At 60.6% G+C, this 23,566-nt stretch carries 20 protein-coding genes; 7 read left to right on the forward strand and 13 right to left on the reverse strand.

The window, feature by feature from the left end; genetic code table 11:
* Positions 1-85: 85 nt before the first annotated feature.
* The 11 genes from purD to gcbA form a co-directional block, all read right to left on the reverse strand.
* Positions 86-1,381 carry a phosphoribosylamine--glycine ligase gene (gene purD / locus IEQ42_RS07360; protein ID WP_042557467.1) on the reverse strand — a complete coding sequence of 432 codons (1,296 nt, stop codon included), beginning with the start codon at positions 1,379-1,381 and terminating at the stop codon, positions 86-88.
* A 166-nt stretch (positions 1,382-1,547) separates the two neighbouring features.
* Positions 1,548-3,155, reverse strand: a complete 1,608-nt coding sequence (purH, locus tag IEQ42_RS07365) for a bifunctional phosphoribosylaminoimidazolecarboxamide formyltransferase/IMP cyclohydrolase (protein ID WP_123530916.1) — start codon at positions 3,153-3,155, stop codon at positions 1,548-1,550.
* An 82-nt stretch (positions 3,156-3,237) separates the two neighbouring features.
* Positions 3,238-3,558, reverse strand: coding sequence for a DNA-binding transcriptional regulator Fis (gene fis / locus IEQ42_RS07370; protein WP_003221275.1), 321 nt, complete (start codon positions 3,556-3,558; stop codon positions 3,238-3,240).
* Positions 3,555-4,565 (reverse strand): tRNA dihydrouridine synthase DusB, encoded by a 1,011-nt coding sequence (dusB, locus tag IEQ42_RS07375; RefSeq protein ID WP_210703057.1) that lies wholly within the window; start codon positions 4,563-4,565, stop codon positions 3,555-3,557. Before dusB ends, fis begins: the two co-directional genes overlap by 4 nt.
* 185 nt (positions 4,566-4,750) lie before the next feature.
* Positions 4,751-6,013, reverse strand: a complete 1,263-nt coding sequence (locus IEQ42_RS07380) for a DUF3426 domain-containing protein (RefSeq protein WP_210703058.1) — start codon at positions 6,011-6,013, stop codon at positions 4,751-4,753.
* 30 nt (positions 6,014-6,043) lie between these two features.
* Complete coding sequence (gene prmA, locus IEQ42_RS07385; protein WP_042557472.1) at positions 6,044-6,922, reverse strand: 50S ribosomal protein L11 methyltransferase; 879 nt, start codon at positions 6,920-6,922, stop codon at positions 6,044-6,046.
* Positions 6,923-7,201: 279 nt separating this feature from the next.
* Positions 7,202-8,560 (reverse strand): acetyl-CoA carboxylase biotin carboxylase subunit, encoded by a 1,359-nt coding sequence (accC, locus tag IEQ42_RS07390; protein ID WP_210703059.1) that lies wholly within the window; start codon positions 8,558-8,560, stop codon positions 7,202-7,204.
* 17 nt (positions 8,561-8,577) lie between these two features.
* A complete protein-coding gene (gene accB / locus IEQ42_RS07395) occupies positions 8,578-9,036 on the reverse strand; it encodes an acetyl-CoA carboxylase biotin carboxyl carrier protein (protein ID WP_042557474.1) in 459 nt (152 codons plus the stop codon).
* Positions 9,037-9,084: 48 nt separating this feature from the next.
* Positions 9,085-9,537 carry a type II 3-dehydroquinate dehydratase gene (gene aroQ, locus IEQ42_RS07400; RefSeq protein ID WP_042557475.1) on the reverse strand — a complete coding sequence of 151 codons (453 nt, stop codon included), beginning with the start codon at positions 9,535-9,537 and terminating at the stop codon, positions 9,085-9,087.
* A gap of 263 nt (positions 9,538-9,800) precedes the next feature.
* On the reverse strand, positions 9,801-11,747 hold the full coding sequence (locus tag IEQ42_RS07405) for a methyl-accepting chemotaxis protein (protein ID WP_210703060.1): 1,947 nt from the start codon (positions 11,745-11,747) through the stop codon (positions 9,801-9,803).
* Between the two features lie 51 nt (positions 11,748-11,798).
* On the reverse strand, positions 11,799-13,466 hold the full coding sequence (gene gcbA, locus IEQ42_RS07410; protein WP_210703061.1) for a diguanylate cyclase GcbA: 1,668 nt from the start codon (positions 13,464-13,466) through the stop codon (positions 11,799-11,801).
* 413 nt (positions 13,467-13,879) lie between these two features.
* On the opposite strand from gcbA, the gene IEQ42_RS07415 reads away from it, so the two are divergent.
* The 7 genes from IEQ42_RS07415 to IEQ42_RS07445 all read left to right on the forward strand — a co-directional run bounded on the left by IEQ42_RS07415 (position 13,880) and on the right by IEQ42_RS07445 (position 21,570).
* Complete coding sequence (locus tag IEQ42_RS07415) at positions 13,880-14,947, forward strand: DUF2333 family protein (RefSeq protein ID WP_210703062.1); 1,068 nt, start codon at positions 13,880-13,882, stop codon at positions 14,945-14,947.
* A gap of 3 nt (positions 14,948-14,950) precedes the next feature.
* On the forward strand, positions 14,951-15,508 hold the full coding sequence (locus tag IEQ42_RS07420; protein ID WP_042557479.1) for an NUDIX hydrolase: 558 nt from the start codon (positions 14,951-14,953) through the stop codon (positions 15,506-15,508).
* 297 nt (positions 15,509-15,805) lie between these two features.
* Positions 15,806-16,177 carry a translation initiation factor Sui1 gene (locus IEQ42_RS07425; RefSeq protein ID WP_210703063.1) on the forward strand — a complete coding sequence of 124 codons (372 nt, stop codon included), beginning with the start codon at positions 15,806-15,808 and terminating at the stop codon, positions 16,175-16,177.
* A 218-nt stretch (positions 16,178-16,395) separates the two neighbouring features.
* A complete protein-coding gene (gene speA / locus IEQ42_RS07430; RefSeq protein WP_042557480.1) occupies positions 16,396-18,309 on the forward strand; it encodes an arginine decarboxylase in 1,914 nt (637 codons plus the stop codon).
* Positions 18,310-18,542: 233 nt separating this feature from the next.
* On the forward strand, positions 18,543-19,886 hold the full coding sequence (locus IEQ42_RS07435; protein WP_210703064.1) for a type VI secretion system Vgr family protein: 1,344 nt from the start codon (positions 18,543-18,545) through the stop codon (positions 19,884-19,886).
* Positions 19,883-20,677: a DUF4123 domain-containing protein gene (locus IEQ42_RS07440; protein WP_210703065.1), complete on the forward strand. Its 795-nt coding sequence runs from the start codon at positions 19,883-19,885 to the stop codon at positions 20,675-20,677. Before IEQ42_RS07435 ends, IEQ42_RS07440 begins: the two co-directional genes overlap by 4 nt.
* Before the next feature lie 17 nt (positions 20,678-20,694).
* The gene (locus IEQ42_RS07445) at positions 20,695-21,570 is read left to right on the forward strand and encodes an alpha/beta hydrolase (RefSeq protein WP_210703066.1); all 876 of its coding nucleotides are present in this window, start codon (positions 20,695-20,697) and stop codon (positions 21,568-21,570) included.
* Here the strand turns inward: IEQ42_RS07445 and IEQ42_RS07450 are convergent.
* Together IEQ42_RS07450 and IEQ42_RS07455 are read right to left on the reverse strand one after the other, a co-directional pair.
* Positions 21,564-22,913 (reverse strand): MATE family efflux transporter, encoded by a 1,350-nt coding sequence (locus IEQ42_RS07450; RefSeq protein ID WP_210703067.1) that lies wholly within the window; start codon positions 22,911-22,913, stop codon positions 21,564-21,566. The two genes, IEQ42_RS07445 and IEQ42_RS07450, sit on opposite strands and share 7 nt — an antisense overlap.
* A 303-nt stretch (positions 22,914-23,216) precedes the next feature.
* Complete coding sequence (locus IEQ42_RS07455) at positions 23,217-23,510, reverse strand: hypothetical protein (protein ID WP_150594113.1); 294 nt, start codon at positions 23,508-23,510, stop codon at positions 23,217-23,219.
* Positions 23,511-23,566 lie beyond the last annotated feature (56 nt).

The raw sequence follows: 23,566 nt of genomic DNA on the forward strand, positions 1-23,566 counted from the left end.
TTAGGTTGATGCCAGAGTATAACGACGCGCGGCGGCGGAACAGCCCGGCGAGGAGCGGTCTCCTTCGCCGGACTTCAAGGACTGCTTATTCCTGGGTTTCGCCACGTTCACGGGCAATGGCGCGGTAGCCAATGTCCTTGCGGTAGAAGCTGCCTTCCCAGTCGATCGCGGCCGCCAGCTTGTAGGCTTGCTGTTGCGCATCACTGACGCTGGCGCCCATTGCGGTGGCGCAGAGTACGCGACCACCGGCGGTCACGACCTGGCCATCTTTGAGTGCGGTGCCGGCGTGGAAGACTTTGCCTTCCAGGCTTGCCGCAGCGTCCAGACCGTTGATCGCGGCGCCTTTGGCGTAGTCGCCCGGGTAGCCGCCAGCGGCCAGCACGATGCCAACGCTCGGACGTGGATCCCACTGCGCCTCGACCTTGTCCAGCGCTTGCGCCAGGGCGGCTTCAACCAGCAGCACCAGGCTGGACTGCAAACGCAGCATCACCGGTTGGGTTTCCGGATCACCGAAACGGCAGTTGAACTCGATGACTTTCGGGTTGCCTGCCTTGTCGATCATCAGACCGGCATAGAGGAAACCGGTGTAGACGTTGCCTTCATCGGCCATGCCGCGCACGGTCGGCCAGATCACCAGGTCCATCACGCGCTTGTGCACGTCGGCGGTCACTACCGGGGCAGGGGAGTAAGCACCCATGCCGCCGGTGTTCGGGCCGCTGTCGCCGTCGCCGACGCGTTTGTGGTCCTGACTGGTGGCCATCGGCAGGACGTTCTTGCCGTCGACCATGACGATGAACGACGCTTCTTCGCCGTCGAGGAATTCTTCGATGACCACGCGCGAACCGGCATCGCCGAAAGCATTGCCGGCAAGCATGTCGCGTACGGCGTCTTCGGCTTCAGCCAGGGTCATGGCAACGATCACGCCTTTACCGGCGGCCAGGCCATCGGCCTTGATCACGATCGGTGCGCCTTTTTCACGCAGATAAGCCAGTGCTGGCTCGATCTCGGTGAAATTCTGGTAGTCGGCGGTCGGGATCTTGTGGCGCGCCAGGAAGTCCTTGGTGAACGCCTTCGAGCCTTCCAGCTGTGCAGCGCCAGCGGTCGGACCGAAGCAGTCCAGGCCACGGGAACGGAACAAGTCGACAACGCCAGCGACCAGCGGCACTTCCGGGCCGACGATGGTCAGGGAAACGTTTTTCTCGGCGAAATCGGCAAGCTGCTCAAGGGCCAGCACGTCGATGGCGACGTTCTCGCACTTGGCTTCAATCGCCGTACCGGCGTTGCCCGGGGCAACGAAAACCTTCTGCACGCGCGGATCCTGAGCCACTTTCCAGGCCAGAGCGTGTTCACGGCCACCGCTGCCAATGATCAAAACATTCAAAGAGAGACTCCTTCGGAGAAAGCTGCAAGCTACAAGCTGCAAGTTAGAGCGACTGCGTGGCGCTCATTTACAGCTTGTGCTTTGAATTAATAAGGCTGCACCTGCAAGAGGGAGCGACACCTGTCTGCTCTTTCTTGCAGCTTTCAGCTTGAAACTTGCGGCTGCTTCAATGGCGGAAGTGGCGCATGCCCGTAAAGACCATCGCGATGCCGGCTTCATCAGCCGCGGCAATCACTTCAGCATCACGCATCGAGCCACCTGGCTGGATCACCGCAGTGATGCCGACCTTGGCCGCATTGTCCAGACCGTCGCGGAACGGGAAGAACGCGTCCGATGCCATCACCGAACCCGCCACTTGCAGACCCGCGTGTTCAGCCTTGATCGCAGCGATACGTGCGGAGTTTACGCGGCTCATCTGGCCAGCGCCGACACCGATGGTCTGACGGTTCTTGGCGTAGACGATCGCGTTGGATTTGACGTACTTGGCCACTTTCCAGGCGAAGATCAGGTCGTTGATTTCCTGTTCGGTCGGTGCGCGCTTGGTCACGACTTTCAGGTCTTCGCTGCCAATCATGCCGATGTCGCGGCTTTGTACCAGCAGGCCGCCGTTGACGCGCTTGTAATCCCAAGCGGCAGCGCGGTCAGCCGACCACTCGCCACAGGCCAGCAGGCGCACGTTGGCTTTGGCGGCAACGATGGCCCGGGCTTCTTCACTCACGGAAGGGGCGATGATCACTTCAACGAACTGACGTTCGACGATCGCTTTGGCGGTCTCGGCATCCAGTTCACGGTTGAAGGCAATGATGCCGCCGAACGCCGATTCGGTGTCGGTAGCGTAAGCCAGTTCGTAGGCCTGACGGATGCCGCCTTCGGCGTCCGGGCTCACCGCCACGCCGCACGGGTTGGCGTGCTTGACGATCACGCAGGCTGGCTTGACGAAGCTCTTCACACATTCCAGCGCAGCGTCGGTGTCGGCCACGTTGTTGTACGACAGTTCTTTGCCTTGCAGTTGGGTCGCGGTAGCGATGCCGACTTCGGCAGGTTTGGCTTCCACATAGAACGCCGCGCTCTGGTGCGGGTTCTCGCCGTAGCGCATTTCCTGAGCCTTGATGAACTGGCTGTTGAAGGTGCGCGGGAATTCGCTGCGACCTTCCGTGCTGAGGGTTTCAGCGGCCTGGTTCACGGTGCCCATGTAGTTGGCGATCATGCCGTCGTAGGCGGCGGTGTGTTCGAACGCCTTGAGCATCAGGTCGAAACGCTGAGCGTAGGTCAGGCCACCGGCCTTGAGGCTTTCGAGGACGTTGGCGTAATCGCTGGCGTTGACCACGATCGCGACGTCTTTATGGTTTTTTGCTGCCGAACGGACCATGGTCGGGCCGCCGATGTCGATGTTCTCGATGGCGGTCGGCAGGTCGCAACCTGGCTTGTTGATGGTCGCTTCGAACGGGTACAGGTTGACCGCTACCAGATCGATCGGCTTGATGCCGTGTTCGTTCATGATGGCGTCGTCGATACCGCGACGACCGAGGATGCCACCGTGGATTTTCGGGTGCAGGGTCTTCACGCGACCGTCCATCATCTCCGCGAAACCGGTGTAATCCGCGACTTCCACTGCGGCAACGCCGTTGTCGCGCAGCAGCTTGAACGTTCCGCCGGTGGAGAGGATCTCGACGCCCAGGGCTTCAAGCTCCTTGGCGAATTCGAGGATCCCGGTCTTGTCGGAAACGCTGATCAAGGCGCGGCGGATCGGCAGGCGGGTAGTCTGGTCGGTCATCTCAATTTCCATCAAAAGCAAAGGAAGTCAGCAAAAAAGGCGACCGGTTTTACGCGGGCGCCTTTCTGGTTTGATTGAATGCTTACAGCAGATCGTACTGCTTGAGTTTCTTGCGCAGCGTGCCTCGGTTGAGTCCGAGCAGCTCGCTGGCCTTGGTCTGGTTGCCCTTGACGTAGTTCATCACGCTTTCGAGCAGGGGAGCCTCGACTTCGGAGAGCACCAGGTTGTACACATCCGTGACGGACGCGCCCTCAAGGTGGGCGAAATAATTGTGCAGCGCCTTCTCGACACTCCCGCGAAGGGTCTGACCTTCTTCGCTCGGCGTATTGAGGTGCTGTTTCAAATTCACGTTGTCGCTCACGGGTGCTGTTCCACTCACTAAAGTCTCGGTCATCATCGTCATGCGGCCACCCCTTCTTCGTCCCCTGTCAGGCTCTTGTAACGCTCGGCGAAGAACTCCCGAACGTTGGCGCATTGTGTTTCCGTACCATCCAAACGATTGAAGTGGGCGCGAAACTCCTTGGCGCCCGGCAAGGTTGCGAGATACCAGCCCACATGCTTTCGAGCAATACGCACGCCCATCACATCCCCATAGAAAGCGTGAAGTGCGCCCAGATGCTCTAGCAGAATGTGTTCCACCTCGATCAGCTCCGGTGCCGGCAATTTCTCGCCAGTGCGCAGGAAGTGATCGATCTCGCGAAAAATCCATGGCCGCCCTTGGGCGGCTCGGCCTACCAACAGGCCATCGGCACCGGTCGCGTCGAGCACGTAACGGGCCTTTTCCGGCGAATCAATATCGCCATTGGCAAACACCGGGATCGACACGGCCTGCTTGATCGCGGCAATCGTGTCGTACTCGGCTTCACCTTTATAAAGATCGGCGCGAGTGCGGCCATGCACTGCCAGCGCGGTGATCCCGGCCTGCTCGGCGATCTTCGCCACAGTCAGTCCGTTCTTGTTGTCGCGATCCCAGCCAGTGCGGATCTTCAGGGTGACCGGCACATCAACCGCAGCCACGACGGCCTGCAGGATCTCGGTCACCAGTGCTTCATCTTTCAACAACGCGGAGCCGGCGGCCTTGTTGCAGACCTTCTTTGCCGGGCAACCCATGTTGATATCAATAATCTGTGCGCCCAGTTCGACGTTGGCGCGGGCCGCATTTGCCAGCATCTGTGCATCACCACCGGCAATCTGTACCGAGCGAGGCTCGGGATCGCCTTCGTGGATCATGCGCATGCGCGACTTGCGGGTGTTCCACAGGCTCATGTCACTGGTGACCATTTCCGAGACCACAAGCCCTGCGCCCAAACGCTTGCAAAGCTGACGAAAGGGCTGGTCGGTGACCCCCGCCATCGGGGCGAGAATCAAGCCGTTCTGTAATGTATATGGGCCGATGCGTACCGCCGACATAGGACTTCCCTGAAGTGGGGCCGGATCATGAGAGTTCGAAAAAGGGTTGGCATGATACCCGCTCTCGATGACTGGATAAAGGCTGAATTGAACAAAATCTGAACAGTTATTTTCTTATCGCCAGCGGTTCGGTAGCCCGGCGCGAAGTCAGAAAATTGCCGTCAATTCAGAAACGATGAAGCGATTCACTCGGGCGAATGAAAACTCAGGCTGTAATTCACCGCTTTAGGGCCTGGATCGAGAATATCCAGCGCGATGTGGATCGGCGTTTGTGGCGGCATCTCCGCCAAACCTTCGAGATCGCCGCTCAAGTATTCACCGGGCTTGAAGCGCCGACTGGCGATCAGGTGGCCGTTGAGGTCGGCAAACCGCAGCTCCAGCAACGGAAACGGCTGGGAGAACGTTGCGCGGTTATAAATGATCGCGTCGACCACCAGCGCGCCGTTGAACTCCGGATGGCTGCGCACCACCAGGTTGCTGCTTTTGATTCTGGCAATGTCGACCTTGGACGGCACCGTGCAGCCGATTTGCGGGCAGACTTGCTGGAACCATGGGCGGTATTGATCCTGCCGCGCCAGCTCGTCGAAATGGTAGGCGATGTACTGGGCGGCGAGGCCACCAGCGGCGAGCAACACCAACACCAGCCAGAGCAGGCGACGGGCCCAGGGTGAGCGGCGCTTTTGCCAGTCCAGTTGCAGCGGGTCGTCAGTCAGGTCCTGCAAGACTTCGGCGCGTACACCGGGGTCTGCGCGCTCACGTCTTTTGCGCTGCGGTTCGAGCAATGGCAGATCGTCGTCGCTGTCGTCACTGGCGGACAGGCGTTCGCGGCGGGCATTCGGATCGATCGGATCGTGCAGGCGCAATTGCGGGATCGCCGGTTCATCATCCAGATCCACCGGCTCCAGCGACAGCGAGGGCTCGGTGCGTGCGGGTTTGACCGGTTCCTCGACCACTTCCGGTTCGGCTTCAGGCTCTGCTCTCTCATCGGCAGGCTGGCTGAACAGGCTGTCGGGCCAGACCGCTTCATCCGGTTCCGGACTGTCGCGGCGGGCACTCAGGGAGTCTTCGCGCGGACGACCGAATTCGGTGGTCGGCTGGATTTCCCGTTGTTCGAGGCGGGCGAGTTCTTCGTCCAGGTCGAGACTGTCGAGGTCCAGCTCCGAGGCGCTCCATTGCTTTTGGCTGATGGCGCGGGTGACAGGTGGCTCGACGACCGCGGGCGATTCAACCACCGGCGGTGGTGCAACCGGCAGTTGTTCGGCATTGGCGGGTGCAACCGGCGTCACCGCATCCTTGCCCGCGTGCTGCTCAAGCAGCTGTTTGGCGGCGTTGAACACTTGCAGGCAGGAGCCGCAGCGAACCACCCCGCGGGCCACGCTCAACTGAGCATGGCTGACGCGGAAACTGGTTTGGCAATGCGGGCACTGAGTGACGAAGCTGTCGGTCATGCGGCGATCCGGATTATGCAGGCGGCCATTCTAGCGCCGACGCCCGGTGATGCGCACCCAGCCATCGCGATTGGCGATCGGGTCGAGATCGAAGTCCTGAGCGTAGGCAGCAGCGACTTCATCACCTTGTTCGGCGAGGATGCCCGACAGCGCCAGACGCCCGCCGGATTTGACCAGGCTGGACAATTGCGGTGCCAGCGAAACCAGCGGGCCAGCGAGAATATTGGCGACCAGCACGTCGGCTTTGACCTGCGGCAGATCTTGCGGCAGGTACAGCGGGAACAGCTCATCGGCGATATTGTTGCGCCCGGCGTTGTCGCGCGAGGCTTCCAGCGCCTGCACGTCGATGTCGGTGCCGACGGCTTCCTTGGCACCGAGCAGCAGGGCGGCGATGGCCAGAATCCCCGAGCCGCAGCCGAAATCCAGCACGTTGCAGTCTTTGAGGTCCTGACCGTCGAGCCATTCCAGGCACAGCGCGGTGGTCGGGTGGGTGCCGGTGCCGAACGCCAGGCCCGGATCCAGCAGCAGGTTGACTGCGTCAGGCTCGGGCGCGGCATGCCAGCTCGGGACGATCCACAGGCGCTGGCCGAAACGCATTGGCTGGAAACCATCCATCCAGCTGCGTTCCCAATCCTGGTCTTCGATGACTTCGCTGTGATGCTCGGGCAGCGGGCTGCCGGTCAGCAATTCGAGGTGGGCCAGCACCGGGGCAGGCTCGGTGCCGCCCTCGAACAGGGCCAGCAGGTGAGTGTGCGCCCACAGCGGAGTGGTGTTGAGTTCCGGCTCGAAGATCGGCTGGTCTTCGGCGTCCATGAAGGTCACCGAAACAGCGCCCACTTCAAGGAAAGCGTCTTCGTAGGTTTCGGCTTGTTCCGGGCTGATGGCGAGTCGTACTTGCAGCCAAGGCATGGCGGGCACCTTTGAAAAATATTGATTGCAGACTAGCGGTCTGCGAGAAGCGCGCAAGTTTACGCGAGCGCGCAGGGTTTGTGGGAGCTGCATTTGTAGCGCAGATGTTGAGCGAAGCGTGGAACCTGTGGGAGCGAGCCTGCTCGCGAATGCGGTGGGTCAGCCATGAAGGTGGCGACTGGCACGGCCTCTTCGCGAGCAGGCTCGCTCCCACAGGAGGGAAACCTGCAGATGCAACAAAGCCGCCCGAAGGCGGCTTTGTCTGGTGCGGGCTGAAGCTTAGTGCTTCTCGTCAGCCAGCTTGTGCTCGAGGTAGTGAATGTTCACGCCCCCTTTGCAGAAGCCTTCGTCGCGAACCAGATCACGGTGCAGCGGGATGTTGGTCTTGATCCCGTCAACCACGATTTCGTCCAGGGCATTGCGCATGCGGGCCATGGCTTCGTCGCGGGTAGCGCCGTAAGTGATCAGCTTGCCGATCAGCGAGTCGTAGTTCGGCGGAACGGCATAGCCGCTGTACAGGTGCGAATCGACGCGAACGCCGTTGCCGCCTGGAGCGTGGAAATGCTTGACCGTGCCCGGGCTCGGCATGAAAGTTTTCGGGTCTTCAGCGTTGATCCGGCATTCCAGCGAGTGACCGCGGATAACCACGTCATCCTGCGTGAACGACAGCTTGTTGCCAGCGGCGATGCTGAGCATCTCCTTGACGATGTCGATACCGGTAACCATTTCCGAAACCGGGTGCTCCACCTGAACACGGGTGTTCATTTCGATGAAGTAGAAACGACCGTTCTCGTACAGGAACTCGAAAGTGCCGGCGCCGCGGTAGCCGATGTCGATGCACGCCTTGACGCAGCGAGCCAGAACTTCCTGGCGAGCCTGCTCGTCGATGCCCGGTGCCGGCGCTTCTTCGAGAACCTTCTGGTGACGACGTTGCAGCGAGCAATCGCGGTCGCCCAGATGGATGGCGTGACCCTGGCCGTCGGACAGAACCTGCACTTCGACGTGACGCGGGTTGGTCAGGAATTTTTCCAGATAGACCATCGGGTTGCCAAACGCCGCGCCGGCTTCGGTGCGGGTCAGTTTGGCGAACGAGATCAGGTCTTCTTCCCTGTGCACCACGCGCATGCCGCGACCACCACCGCCGCCAGCGGCTTTGATGATCACCGGGTAGCCGACTTCACGACCGATGCGCAGCGCCGTCTCTTCGTCTTCCGGCAGTGGGCCATCAGAACCTGGAACGGTTGGCACGCCTGCTTCGATCATCGCGTGCTTGGCCGATACCTTGTCGCCCATCAGGCGAATGGTGTCGGCTTTCGGGCCGATGAAGGCGAAGCCGGAGTTCTCGACCTGCTCGGCAAAGTCGGCGTTTTCCGCGAGGAAACCGTAGCCTGGGTGAATGGCGGTAGCGCCAGTCACTTCGGCGGCAGCGATGATGGCCGGGATGTGCAGGTAAGACTGAGAGGCCGATGCCGGGCCGATGCAGACGGATTCGTCTGCCAGACCCAGGTGCATCAGCTCTTTGTCGGCCTTGGAGTAAACGGCGACGGTCTTGATGCCCATCTCTTTGCAGGCACGCAGAATCCGCAGGGCGATCTCACCGCGGTTCGCGATCAGAACTTTTTCCAACTTCGCAGTCATCAAAGGCTCTCCGCAGTTCAAACGATGGTGAACAGCGGTTGGTCGTACTCAACCGGCTGGCCGTCTTCGACGAGGATGGACTCGATCACACCGCTGGTTTCAGCTTCGATGTGGTTCATCATCTTCATGGCTTCAACGATGCACAGAGTGTCGCCTTTCTTCACGGTCTGGCCGACTTCAACGAAGGATGGCGAGGCTGGAGAAGACTTGCGGTAGAAAGTGCCGACCATCGGCGAACGGGCAACAGTGCCGTTCAGCGCCGGGGCAGCAGCGGCAACCGGAGCAGCTGCAGCTACAGGAGCGGCGGCTGGTGCAGCGGCCGGCGCTTGCATCGGTGCAGGCGCGTAGTACTGCTGAGCCGGGGTCTTGCTGTGACGGCTGATGCGTACGGACTCTTCGCCTTCCTTGATCTCGAGCTCGTCGATGCCGGACTCTTCCAGCAATTCGATCAGTTTCTTAACTTTACGGATATCCATGAATCATCAACTCCCAAGGGTCGGTCAGGGGCGCTTAACGCTTGTCGTTCAAGTCGTTGCCTGTGTTTCAAGCAGTTCTAGTGCAGCCTCCAGGGCCAGTCGGTAACCACTGGCGCCAAGGCCGCAGATCACTCCCACCGCTACGTCGGAGAAGTAAGAGTGATGGCGGAAAGGTTCGCGCTTGTGCACGTTGGACAAATGCACTTCGATGAATGGGATGCTCACTCCCAGCAACGCGTCACGTAATGCAACACTTGTATGTGTAAATGCGGCCGGATTGATCAGGATAAAATCCACACCTTCGCCGCGTGCGGCGTGGATGCGGTCGATCAATTCGTACTCCGCATTGCTTTGCAGATACAGCAGATGATGGCCGGCTTCACGGGCGCGACGCTCCAGATCCTGATTGATCTGCGCCAGGGTCGTCGACCCATAGGTGCCCGGTTCGCGGGTGCCGAGCAGGTTCAGGTTGGGGCCGTGCAGCACCAGTAGGGTTGCCATCTGCGTTGTCCTTGTCATGAATGAGCAGTCGTCAGAACCCGGCGACTATGCCGCAAAGACTTTATGACTGTCCAGTTCTATGCAATAGCCAGCACGATGGCCGATGTTTGCGCAAAATATGTGACCGAGTGATCTGATCCGGTCATTTGCATCACGCAACTGTGTAGGAGCTGCCGAAGGCTGCGATCTTTTGACTTTTAAAGGCAAGATCAAAAGATCGTCCGATCGCGGCCCGAGCCTTCGGCAACTCCTACAGAGTGTTGTCAAACGCGGAAGGCTTGTACGGCCGTATGCAACTGTCCGCCTAGTACCAACAGGTTTTCGCCTTGCTCGCGGCCCTGGCCGATACGCAGCAAGTTATCTCCACCCAACTGGTGAATCCGCTCACTGTGATCGCGAATCTCGCTGACCGCGCCACTTTGCTGCGCGGTGATATCGGCGATGCGGATCGCTGTCTCGGAAATGGTCTGGATCGCACCGACAATCTTGTCCAGCGCACCGTCCGCCGCTTGTGCCTGATTCGCCGTCGCTTCGGCGTGCTCGACTTGCGCACGCATACCTTCGACCGATTGCCGGGCAGCGGTTTGCAGCCCGGCGATCAGGGTTTGAATTTCCGCCGTCGCCCCGGCCGTACGCTGCGCCAGGGAGCGCACTTCTTCAGCCACCACCGCAAACCCGCGGCCCATTTCCCCGGCGCGCGCCGCTTCAATTGCCGCGTTCAGTGCCAGCAGATTGGTCTGGTCGGCAATCGAGCGGATCACCGTCAGCACGCCGCCAATGGTCGCCGACTCTTCAGCCAGGTGCTCGATCATCTGCGCATTGCCCTGCACTTCGCCGACCAAGGCGTGCAGGCCCGTGAGGCTCTGGCCGATGACGGTTTGACCGTGTTCGACAGCCAAACCGGCGTGACGGCTGGCATCGGCGGCCTGACGCGCGTCCCCGGCAACTTGCTGGATAGTCGCCTCCAGTTCGCCGAGTGAATCGCGAATCAGCGCCGTGTCTCCGGCCTGATGTTCGGCGCCGCTGTGCAGGTCGTTGCTCAACTCGGCGAGGGTGCGACTGCTGCCCGCGACTTGTTCGGCGTTGCCACGAATGGTCCCGACCAGATCCACCAGATAGGCGCGCAAGCGATTGAGCGAGGCCTCGATGTCGTGCAGTTCGCGGTTGGTCTTGCCCAGTTGAATGTCGCGACTGAAATCGCCGTCGGCCCAAACGGACAATGCCGGCGCGAGGTTGGTCAGTGTTCGCGCAAGACGCCGTTGCAGGGTGTCGATCAGCAGCGCAATCAGCAGGATCAGGCCGATCATCACGCCTTGCATCAGCCGCACTTCGCTCTGAATTTGCCCGTGCTGGGCACGGACCACCGGCTCCAGACCGGCGATGGCGTGTTCCACTGCAGCGATTTTCGCGTGGGTGGCGGTGCTGAGTTCGCTGCGTTTCTGGATTTGCTCGCGGGTGCGCGCAAGCTCTGCCGGGTAGCGACCGAGCAGGCTGTTGAGTTCACGTTTGAGGCCGACACCGGCATCCTCGGCAACGGCTTTTTCGCTGCTTTCGATGCCCATCATCGCCGCGAAGTCGTCGCTGCTGGATTCGTTACTGGCCACTACACCCAGCAGGGGCAGGGCATCGATCAACTGTGCCTGAGCGCGGATATTGCTGACTTCGCGCTCGACGTCGACCGCCAGTTCACTGCGGCCGCTGCTGACCAGTTTGTCTCGCGCCAGTGAAAGTTTGCCCAAGTGCTGAGAGGCAGCCAGCAGCGGCGTCAGGTAGGCCGCGTTGCCGCTGGCATAGGCACTGAGTTGCTCAAGGCTGGCGCTCAATTCGCGCTCGGCCTGCAACAGCAATGCCTGCGGATCACCGGCCAGTTTGCCGGCGGCGAGTAAGTCGGTTTTGCTGAATTCATCGAGGCCCGACAGGCTCGGGCGCAACGTATCGGCCAGCGCCGGTGGCAGTTCGCCGAGTTGTTTTTGTACGCTGTCGATGGCCTGACTGGCGCCGCTCAGACGCAAGGCATCGCCGCTGGCGAGGTAGTCCTCGACGTTGCGCGCCACCTCGTTCTGAAACTGCTGCGACAGCCCCAGATAACGCTCCATCAACAGATACGGGCGTTCCAGCGCTTTTTGCGACCACCACAGCGTGGCGCCGAGTGCGAGGCACACGGCGACCAGCAGCAGGGTATTAAGATTTGTGAGCAACTTCAGGCGCATGACAGCTACCAACGACAGAAATGGTAAGCGCCTGAATTTATTGCGGTTCTATTACAGGGTTATGACCGAGGTTGATTCCGATGAAATAGTGGCACTTTGCTTTGAGTCCCGCGCCTTTTGCACCCGATTGCGCCCGCCATTCTTGGCGCGGTACAGCGCCTCGTCGGCCTGGCTGGCCATCATCAGGCTGTCGGAATCATCGCGCATCTCCACCACACCGGCGCTGAAGGTGCACCACAAGTCATGAGGTTGCGCGGGGTAATGGATTTCGGCGAAGCGCTGGCGGATCTCGTCGAGCACCTTGTGTGCGGCTTCCATGTCAGTGTCGGGCATGACGATGGCGAACTCTTCGCCGCCGTAACGGCCGATGAAATCGGTTTTGCGCAAACGTTGCTTGAGAAACAGTGCAAGGCTCTTGATGACACGGTCGCCCATCGGGTGGCCGTGGCTGTCGTTGACCCGTTTGAAGTGGTCGATGTCGAGCATGGCAAAGCTCAGCGGCTTGTTCTCGCGGCGGGCGCGGAACGAGCAGTCTTCGAGCAGTTGCAGGATATGCGTGTGGTTATACAAACCGGTGAGGCTGTCGCGCACCATCCGTGCTTTCAAGTTGCGCGCGCGGGCAGCGCGGTTGCGCACGGTGGTAATCAGATGGCGCGGCTTGATCGGTTTGGTCAGGAAGTCGTCGCCGCCCTCGCTCATGGCGTCGAGCTGCTTGTCCAGATCGTCCTCGGCCGACAGGTAAATGATCGGCACGCTGACATAGCGGTCGTTGTGGCGGATCACCTTGGCCAGTTCGGTGCCGGTGCAGGCTGGCATGTACATGTCGAGGATGATCAGGTCAGGCTGGAAATCCGCCAGTTCAGCCATGGCCTGAATCGGTTCGATCAAGGTGCGGGTCACGATCCCGGCGCTGTTGAGCAGGCGTTCGGTGTGCATGGCCTGGGCGCGGGAGTCATCGATGATCAGCACTTTATATGGTTCGTACTGGGCGACGCAGGTCAGGACTTCGATCTTTTCCAGCAGACTCGACGCTTCGAGGGTGCCGGTGAGGAATTCCTGGCCCCCGGCGCGCACTGCCGCAAGGCGAGTCGGGGTGTCGGTTTCGTGCAGGCTGAAAAACAGCAACGGCAACGGTTCCTCGAGACCGACCTGGGCTTCGGCAGCGAGTTTCAGGCCAACGCCGGCACCACTGAAATCCACGTCCATGACTATCGCGGCCGGCAAGCGCTCGACCATCGAAGAGCGAAACGCCGCGACGCTGTCCAGCGACTGCGCGCTGAGGCCGAAGAATTCCAGTTGCTTGGCCAGCCGCTCGGCGCGGTCGTGATCCTGCAGCATCACGTAGATTGGTTTGCGCAGCGGTGGCAGGAAGGTCTGGTCGAGCTGATCGCCCTGGCGCAGGCCGGTACGCGACAAGCGCTGCATCAAACGATTGAGGTCGGTGATCAAGCCACTGCTCAGGCGTCCACGATTGGCGTCCACTGCTTCCAGCGACTGACTGATGTGGCGCGCGAGCTGGGTGTGTTCAGGCTGTTCGAAGCGCTCGGCAAAGCGCAGCAGGCGCAGGTTGGCCTCACTCAGTTCGGCGAGGTCGACGGTGGACCATTCACTGCGTTGCAGGCGCTGCCATATCTCAAGAATCTGACGTGCCTGATGAATTACCCGCTGGGCAAAGTGGTGCTTGAGACGCTCACGGCTGGGGTCTTCTGGCTCGGTCATATCCTGACTACTAGTTAGGGTGCATGCTGAGATCGACTGGTGGCTCTATGCTAGCACCTCTTTTCCCTTAGACGAGTGTCGTACGTCAATAATCTGTAATGCGTCACCATTCAGTTTCTGACCGAGTGGTTTTGTTTTCGCTCCGGACGTGGGCAAAGTCCCTGTAAGCAGGGCGCTTTAATATATAGCGGCTAACATTTCAGGTAACTCTGTGCGCCTCACACCAATTGGGCAAGCGGGTTTTAACGGCTCGGCGTCAGGTGAATGGCATCAGGGATTCCCTTAGGCCTGACGGATGCGTCGAGCGCCTGCACCATTTGCGGCATATCTTCACGCGCAGGTGCCCGGCCTTGGCACGTTGTTGTATGGTTGTGGTCGAACCGTTGACCCCAAGTGATTGAAAGGATATCGCCATGCTGGACTGGAAAAACCGCGCGGGCGCCGCGCCTGAACGTGCCGCCGAGCCCAAGTCGGCCGCCCGCAGCTATGTCGGCGGGCTTTTGTTCAGCCGTGCGTTGGCCACTCTGCTCGGTATTTATTTGTTAGTGACCATTGGCCTGGGCTGGTACTGGAGCCAGGAGCCGGCGTTATTTCCGGTGGCGCAAAATGCGCAAGTGGCCGCCGAGAAAGAAGGCAAGCAGATGGTGATCGGCTACACCACAGTCGAAACCTTGAAGTCCGTGGCCGGCACATTGCTCGACAAGCCGGGCGGTTACATTTCCAACGACCGTTTTCCCCCTGGCCTGTGGATGGACAACACGCCGAGCTGGGAATACGGCGTACTGGTGCAGGTCCGTGACCTGACCCGCGCCTTGCGCAAAGACTTCGCCCGTTCGCAATCGCAGTCGGCCGAAGACTCCGATCTGGCCAAGGCCGAACCGCGTTTCAACTTCGACAACAAGAGCTGGATCCTGCCGGCGAGTGAGTCCGAGTATCAGGAAGGCATCAACTCCCTGAGCCGCTATCAGGCGCGCCTGTCTGACCCAACGCAGAAAAACGCGCTGTTTTACGCACGCGCTGACAACCTCAACAACTGGCTCGGCGATGTCGGCACGCGTCTGGGTTCGCTGTCGCAACGGCTGTCGGCCAGTGTCGGTCGGGTCAAACTCAACACTGCGCTGAAAACCGAAGTCCCGGCCGTCGGCGAAGTGCCGCAACTTGACGAAGAAGTCGTCGAAACCCCGTGGATGCAGATCGACAACGTGTTCTACGAAGCGCGCGGCCAGGCCTGGGCACTCTCGCACTTGCTGCGTGCCATTGAGGTCGACTTCGCCGATGTGCTGGCGAAGAAGAACGCCACCGTCAGCGTGCGTCAGATCATCCGTGAGCTGGAAGCGTCGCAAGAGCCAGTGTGGAGCCCGATGATTCTAAACGGCAGCGGCTTCGGCGTATTGGCCAACCACTCGCTGGTCATGGCCAACTATATTTCCCGGGCCAACGCGGCAGTCATCGACTTGCGTCAACTGCTCAATCAGGGCTGATACATGAGTCAGAACGCCAAAGAGGCGGCCCATCGCGCCGCGTCGGATGCCGAACAGATTGCCTGGGTCGACGAGCAGGACAACCTGCTCGGCGCCCTGGTGCGTGCCGATTTGCGTGAACGCGGGCTGATCGGTCGCGGCACTTACATCATGTTGTTCAATTCCGCCGGTGAGCTTTGTGTGCACCGGCGAACCTTGAGCAAGGCGATCTACCCCGGTTACTGGGACGTGGCGGCGGGCGGCATGGTGCAGGCCCACGAAACCTATGCCGAGTCGGCTGCCCGTGAGCTGGCGGAAGAATTGGGCGTCAGCGGTGTGGAACTCACCGCTCACGATCATTTTTACTTCGAGGACACTGGCAATCGTCTGTGGTGTTCGGCGTTTTCCGCCGTGTGGGACGGCCCGCTGAAACTGCAGCCGGAAGAAGTCCTGGAAGCACGCTTTATTCCGGTCGAACAGGTCATGCAGGAAATCCGGCAAAAGCCTTATTGCCCGGACTCTCTGGCTGCTTTGAAGCGCTATCTGAAGGCGCAGCAGAGCGACGTCGCAAAGAACACATAAATTGGCGCTGATTGGCACTTAGCAATTGGCTTTTTTGCCGTTACACTGCGCGACCTTTTCAAGCTGCACCGAATCGCTTGATGTTGGCCTGCTGAATTATTGTAGGAGCTGCCGAAGGCTGCGATCTTTTGATCTTGCTTTGTAAAGATCAGGATCAAAAGATCGCAGCCTTCGGCAGCTCCTACAGTTCAGTCCACATTCCGGTGCAGTAGCGCTGCCCCTGCCTGAGTGGGGCTTCGCGGTCGATAACCTTGCCCAAGGTTGCGATCAGTCTTTGTCCTCCCAAGAGGATTGCCGGTGGCCAAAAAAGCCGCATCCTTCGCCGCCCTTGGCGGTCTGGTATTTTCCACCGACGCAGGTCGTCATTGCCCGGAATGCAGTCAGCCGGTGGACGCCTGTATCTGCAAACAAACCGTGATCCCTGCCGGTGACGGCATTGCCCGCGTGCGTCGCGAGAGCAAGGGCCGGGGCGGCAAGACGGTGACCACCATCAGCGGCGTGCCACTGGCCGAAGACGCGCTCAAGGAGCTGGCGACAACGTTGAAGAAACGTTGCGGCACCGGCGGGGCGTTGAAGGACGGGATCATCGAAATCCAGGGCGATCATGTCGAGCTACTCTTGGCGGAACTGATCAAGCACGGTTTCAAAGCCAGGAAATCCGGCGGCTAGCAGCCTCTGTGAAAGCCACCAGCGGCTTGATCCGGAGCTGAACAGGTTCAGCTCCGGCGTCGCTCCATGGTTTTCACAGAGCCTGTTCATGACCGGTTTCTAAACTCCACGCGGTCAGCGCGGTCTACCGCCGCGCTGACGAACCGTCATTTTCATACTTTAGACTGCGCCAGCCTGAGATCAGGCGACGCACTATGACTTCTTTATAGGGGACTTCGATGTCCGTACGACGCACACGCAAAGACGATGGCAGCCAATGGACAGTTGCGGACAGCCGCAGTGTTTACGGGATTCGCCATTGGGGGGCCGGGTATTTCGCGATCAATGACGCCGGTCGCGTCGAAGTTCGTCCGAACGGCCCGAGCAGCTCGCCTATCGACCTGTTCGAGCAAGTTGACCAACTGCGCAAAAGCGGTTTGTCCTTGCCGTTGCTGGTTCGTTTTCCCGACATCCTGCAAGACCGTGTACGCCAGCTGACCGGCGCCTTCGATGCGAACATCGAGCGTCTGGAATACCAGAGCAAGTACACCGCGTTGTACCCGATCAAGGTTAACCAGCAAGAAGCGGTGATCGAGAACATCATCGCCACCAAGGACGTCTCCATTGGTCTGGAAGCCGGCTCCAAGCCGGAATTGCTGGCCGTGCTGGCGCTGGCGCCGAAGGGCGGCACCATCGTCTGCAACGGTTACAAGGACCGCGAGTTCATCCGCCTGGCGCTGATGGGCCAGAAGCTCGGCCACAACGTGTTCATCGTGATCGAGAAAGAGTCCGAAGTTGCGCTCGTGATCGAAGAAGCGGCCTCGCTCAAGGTCAAGCCGCAGGTCGGCTTGCGCGTGCGTCTGTCGTCGCTGGCTTCGTCGAAGTGGGCGGACACTGGCGGCGAGAAATCCAAATTCGGTCTGTCGGCAGCGCAATTGCTGTCGGTGGTCGAGCGCTTCCGCGCGGCCGGCCTGGATCAGGGCATCCGCCTGCTGCACTTCCACATGGGCTCGCAGATTGCCAACCTGGCCGACTATCAGCACGGCTTCAAGGAAGCGATCCGTTACTACGGCGAGCTGCGCAATCTCGGTCTGCCGGTCGATCACATCGACGTCGGTGGCGGTCTGGGTGTCGACTACGACGGCACGCACTCGCGCAACGCCAGTTCGATCAACTACGACATGGACGATTACGCCGGTGTGGTGGTCGGCATGCTCAAGGAATTCTGCGACGCGCAGAGCCTGCCGCATCCGCACATCTTCTCCGAAAGCGGCCGCTCGCTGACCGCGCACCACGCCATGCTGGTGGTGCAGGTGACTGACGTCGAGAAGCACAACGACGAGATCCCGAAGATCGAAAACAAGGAGTCGCTGCCGGAAACCGTGCAGTGGCTGGTTGACCTGCTCGGCCCGACCGACATCGAAATGGTCACCGAAACCTACTGGCGCGCCACCCACTACATGAGCGACGTGGCCGCGCAATACGCCGATGGCAAGCTGACCCTGGCTGAAAAAGCCTTGGCCGAGCAGTGCTACTTCGCCGTGTGCCGCCGCCTGCATAACTCTCTGAAGGCCCGTCAGCGTTCGCACCGTCAGGTGCTCGACGAGCTCAACGACAAGCTGGCCGACAAGTACATCTGCAACTTCTCGGTATTCCAGAGCCTGCCGGACACCTGGGCGATCGATCAGGTCCTGCCGATCATCCCGCTGCACCGTCTCGACGAAGAGCCGTTGCGCCGTGCGGTGTTGCAGGATCTGACCTGCGACTCCGACGGCAAGATCAACCAGTACGTCGACGAGCAGAGCATCGAGACCAGCCTGCCTGTGCACGGCTTGAACGAAGGCGAGGACTATCTGTTGGGCGTGTTCCTGGTCGGCGCCTATCAGGAAATCCTCGGCGACATGCACAACCTGTTCGGTGACACCGACTCGGTGAACATCTATCAGAACGCCGATGGCAGCGTGTACCACGCCGGCATCGAGACCCACGACACCATCGAAGACATGCTGCGTTATGTGCACTTGTCGCCGGAAGAACTGATGACCCACTACCGCGACAAGTGCGCCAGTGCCCGCATCAGTGCCAGCGAGCGCACGCAATTTCTCGATGCCTTGCGTCTGGGCCTGACCCGCTCCTCCTACCTGTCTTCCTGAGACCAGGTTGCTGTCTCGCCGGGTTGTCTGAAATTTTCCCCATTGCTGTGGAAATTTCGGATAGCCCGGTGGGATATATCCCAAAATCTTCGCGATATGTTTGGCTATCCCGGTCAGCAAAGTCATCCGGTCTGCTTTTCGCGTAGGTCATTTCCTAAGTTGTACTTCAGCTCTCTACTCGGCCATGGCTCTCGGCGAGAATCCCCGACCGCCCCTCCTGTAGAGATCTGCCTATGTTCGATCCAGTCAACGAGTCGTCGTTTCGTCTCGATGTAGCGGGCCTGTCCGACCCTTTCGAAGTCCTGGCCTTTACCGGTAGCGAAGCCCTCAACGAACCTTTTGCGTTCGAAATCGATGTGTTGATCGACGATCCGCAACTGGACCTCGCCGGCCTGCTTTATCGTTCGGCGTTCCTCTGTTTCGGACCGTCGGGGGAGGGCGTGCACGGGCAGTTGCAGAGCCTTGCCCAGCATGAGCACGGACACGGTTCGCGGTTGAGCCGGATCCGTCTGGGACCGAAACTCGCTTGCCTTGATCTGCGCATCAGCCAGCGGATCTTCAGCGGTCGCTCGGTGCCACAGATCATCGAGCAGGTGCTCAGGGAGCACGGGATCGTCGGTGCCCAGCGACGCTTCGAATTGCGTGGCGACTACCCGGCCCGCACGTTCTGCACGCAATACCGCGAATCGGATCTGCAACTGCTGCAACGCTTGTGCACACAGGCGGGTATTCACTATTTCTTCGAACATACGCACGGCAGGCATTGCCTGGTGTTCGGCGATGATCCGGCGCATTTTCCGCTGACCGGCGCCGCGGTCTATCAGGGTGAACAAGACGGCAAAAGTACCTGTCCTGCGGTGCACCATTGGCAGTTGCATGAAGCGATGCAGGCTGGCTCGCAAGGTTTGCGGCAGGCAACAAATGCCGAAGGACGCAGTAATCTCGCGGCGTTGCGCAGCGGGCATTGGCTGCGCCTGGTCGGGCATCCTTTCCCCGAATGCAATCGGCAATGGTTGTTGACCCGAATCGAACACAGCGCTGATCTTTCCCTTGATTTGCCGTATGCCAACCGGTTGTTTGCCGCCGCGCAGTTACCCTCATCGGCGCCGTCGCGCTTGCGCATGCACAGCCTGCAACGGGCCTGGGTGGTGACCGTAGACGAACCGCAACCCGACCGTTTCAGGCCGGTGGCGGTGCAGTTCGACTGGCTCTACCAGGGCGAAGGTGCGGCGCCGAGTCATTGTTGGCTGCCGCTCGCGCCGGCCTTGGCCGAAGCACCTTTGCAGGCGTTGGGCGATGGTGTTGAAGTGGTGGTGAGCTTCTTTGAGGGTGACCCGGATCAGCCAATGATCAGCGGCGTTTTACAGTCGTCAGTCGCTGCTGCGCAAAACAGCGATGCGCCAACGCCGCCGCTGCCGGAAAGCCTGGCGAGTGAAGGCTTGCAGCAAATGCTGACGTCAGGCGAGCCATTGCTGTTGTTATGCCTGATCCCTGGGGGCGGCAGTTTCAACCATTGCACAGAGGCGGTTTGCAGTTGCCGGCTGGTCACCACGCTTGAACAGAGCAGCGCAAAATGAGCGGCGTGGCGCTTGAGCCGATAGCGCAGTGGCTGTTGCTCGACGGCGCGGACGCAACGCGGGCCTTGACGACGCTGCGCCAGGGGTTCGCCGGGTTGCCGAGTTTCAAGCTGTTCGACGGCACCGAGTTTGAGCCGGTCAGTGAACACGGTCCCGTGCTTGTCGATATGCGCGACAGCCCGGCGCTGGCGTCGTTGTGTCACACCGATCCGGACACCTGGCGCGGGCTGTTGATGGACAGTGAAGCATCACCTCGGGAACTGCTGAGCCACTTGCAACGCATGCTCACGGTTTCATTCGGGATGAGTCATCGGGCCCTGCTCAGCTATTACAACCGCCAGACCGCGAGCTATTTTTTCGACGCCTGCGACGCCGCGGAACTGAGTCGCTGGCTCGGGCCCATCCGCCTGTTGCACTGGTTCGGTGGCACTTGGGCCGATCGCGCCATCGGCAGTCAGGGCTGGCAGCAGTTGCGCAATCCGGGGCTGGCCGTGGAGCCGTTGAGCATCGAAGAAAGCCTTACCCGCCGACAGTGCGAACGCCTGCAAACCTGCCTGCTGGAGCAACACATCTGGCGCTGGTGCCAATCGTTGGGAACCGATTACGCGGCGATGGCCTCCCATGTTCAACAAGGCCTGGCGTTGGGCTTCAGCGACCGCACCGTGCTCGAAGGCTGGTTGTGGCTACGCTTGCAGCATCCGCGTGCAGTGCTGGTGCCGCCGCCGCAGGATTTGACCCAGCAAGAGCGGCTCGACCATGTGCGGCGCCAATGGCGCAGCGATCAAATTTGACCTGAGGTTCGGCGCGTATGGCAGGTTTTTTCCGGCAAGGATTCGGTGCAATGTTCGGCGGTTTTTTGCTGTTGGTGTTGAGTGCCTGTTCGCCGGTCAAGCTGCTCAATGCGCTGACTCCGGACAGCACGTTCGACAAAACCGCCGGTATTGCTTATGGCGACGATCCACGGCAAAAACTTGATGTGTACGTGCCGCGCCACGCTTTGCCCGATGCGCCGGTCGTGGTGTTTTTCTACGGCGGCAGTTGGAACAGCGGTGCACGCGAGGACTACAACTTTGTTGGCGAGGCGTTGGCGTCGCGGGGCATTGTCGCGGTTGTGGCGGATTATCGGCTGTATCCGCAGGTGCGTTATCCACTGTTTCTGCAGGACGGTGCGCGGGCGGTGGCATGGACCAAGGCGCACATCCGCGAGTTTTCCGGCAATCCACAGCGTTTGTACCTGATGGGGCACAGCTCGGGTGGCTACAACGCGGCGATGCTGGCACTGGACGGCGATCTGCTCGCTGCGGCGGGCATGTCCCCCAAGGACCTGCGCGGCTGGATCGGTCTGGCCGGGCCGTACGACTTTCTGCCGATCGAGAACCCCGCTGTGCGTCCGGTGTTTTTCTGGCCGGACTCGCCGCCGCAGTCGCAGCCGATCAATCATGTCAGTCGCGATGCGCCGCCCGCGCTGCTGATCGCGGCGAGCGAGGATGATCTGGTCAACCCGACGCGCAACACCGGCGGCCTGGCGCACAAACTGCGCGTGGCCGGGGTGCCGGTGCAGGATTTCTACTATTCGCGGCCCAATCACATAACGCTGGTGGCGACGCTGTCGCGACCGTTACGTGGACTGGCGCCGGTGCTCGATCAGGTGGTCGGCTTCATCAAGCACACGCCGACTCAGTGAGCGGCGCCGGTGAACCAGCCGTCGTTGCGCTTCAGCCACCAGGCTTGCGCACCGAGGGTCAGGCTGCGCAGCACCATGAACAGCAGGAACGTTATCCACAGGCCATGGTTGCCCAGACCTTGCAGCGCCCAGGCGAACGGCATGAGCAAAATCACCGTCACGAGCATGCCGTTGCGCATTTCCCGGGCCCGGGTGGCGCCGATAAACAGACCGTCGAGCAGGTAGCTCCACACCGCAACCAATGGCAGCACGGCGAGGTAGGGGAGGTAGACGAACGCGGTGTCGCGCACGTTCTGGATGTCGGTTTGCATCTCGATGAACAGGTGCCCGGCCAGGAGAAACAGCAGGGCAAAGCCGAGACTGGCGATCAGTGACCAGCCACCGGCAACCACCAGTGAACGGCGCAAGGCCAAGCGATCACGGGCACCGATGGCGTGTCCGCACAGCGCTTCAACCGCGTGAGCCAGACCATCCAGGGCATGGGCGGTCAGCAACAAGCCATTGAGCAACAGCGCGTTGGCGGCGACCGTCGCATCACCGAGCCGCGCACCTTGCACCGTGATCAGGAAAAACACCGATTGCAGCGCCAGGCTGCGGATGAAGATATCGCGATTGACCGCCAGCAGCGGTCGCCAGCTCTGCCACACCTTCAGCGCGGCCCAGGCGATATGCCCGGGATAGGCGCGCAACGCTTTGCGGGTCAGCAGCAAGCCGAGCAGGGCGCCGCTCCATTCGGCGATGACCGATGCCCGAGCGGAGCCGACCACGCCCCAGTCCAGGCCGATGACGAACCAAAGATTGAGGACGATGTTGATCAGGTTGGTCGTCAGCAGAATCGCCAGCGGCGCCCGCGCGTTCTGGGTGCCGAGGAACCAGCCGACCAGCGCATAACTGGCCAGCGCGGCAGGCAGGCCGAACAGTCGGGTGTGGAAGAAGTCGCGAGTGAGCTGATCAAGCTCCGCTGACGGTTGCATGAAGTGCAACGCCACGCCGCTCAGCGGAACGCCCAAAGTGCCGAGTACCAGCGCCAGTCCCATTGCCAGCAGCAAGCCTTGCAACAGAATCTGCCGCAGCGCCGCGCCGTCACTGCGCCCGGCCGCTTGTGCGGCGAACCCGGTGGTGCCCATGCGCAGGAAGCCCATGGCCCAGGCGAGAAAGGTATACAGGCTGGAGCCGACAGCCACCGCGCCCAGTTGATGGGCGTGGGGCAAGTGGCCGATGACAGTGCTGTCGACCAGCGCTACCAGCGGCACGGAAATATTGGAAAGGATCATGGGCGCCGCGAGCACCCAGACCTTGCGGTGAGTCGGGCGGTCGCGCCAGTCGGCAATCAGGTTGGACATGCGGGCTCCTTGGGGGAGCGGGGATTGTAGCGCTAGAAGCACCCTCACCCCAGCCCTCTCCCGGAGGGAGAGGGGGCAGATCTCCGTCGTTTACAAAATCTGATTTCGACTCGGTATTTCATGTCGGCGTATAGCCGCAGAACACCACGGTCAGTCCATCTCCCTCCCGGAGAGGGAACCGATCTCCATTGCTTTCAAAACCTGAATTCGACTCGGTATTTCACGTCGGCGTATAGCCACAGAACACCGCGGTCAGTCCCCTCTCCCTCCGGGAGAGGGTTAGGGTGAGGGGCTTCCAGAGGTCTAGTGAATAATCCAGCTCAACAACCACAACCCCAGCAACAACCAGATAATCCCGGCAATGATCGACGCATTCATGAACGCACGGATCGCCGACCACAGCAGCATCAAGCCAACAATCAGGGCAATGATGCTGATGATCGAAGTGTCCATCCCCAGCGTCCTGGCCAGGCCGTCGACAAAGTTGCCACCGGCGTTGCTCAGTATGTTGAACAAACCACTGAGGCCATCGACGATAAAGCGGATGACCGCACCGAGTGCTTGGCCGAGCCATTCGAAAAAGCTTTCTACCTGCATGTGTGCATCCTGATGAAAGAGCTGAGCCTTGGGCCACAACGCAGGTGGCCGAGTTC

It is taken from the genome of Pseudomonas iridis (assembly GCF_017980685.1).
GTDB lineage: Bacteria > Pseudomonadota > Gammaproteobacteria > Pseudomonadales > Pseudomonadaceae > Aquipseudomonas > Aquipseudomonas iridis.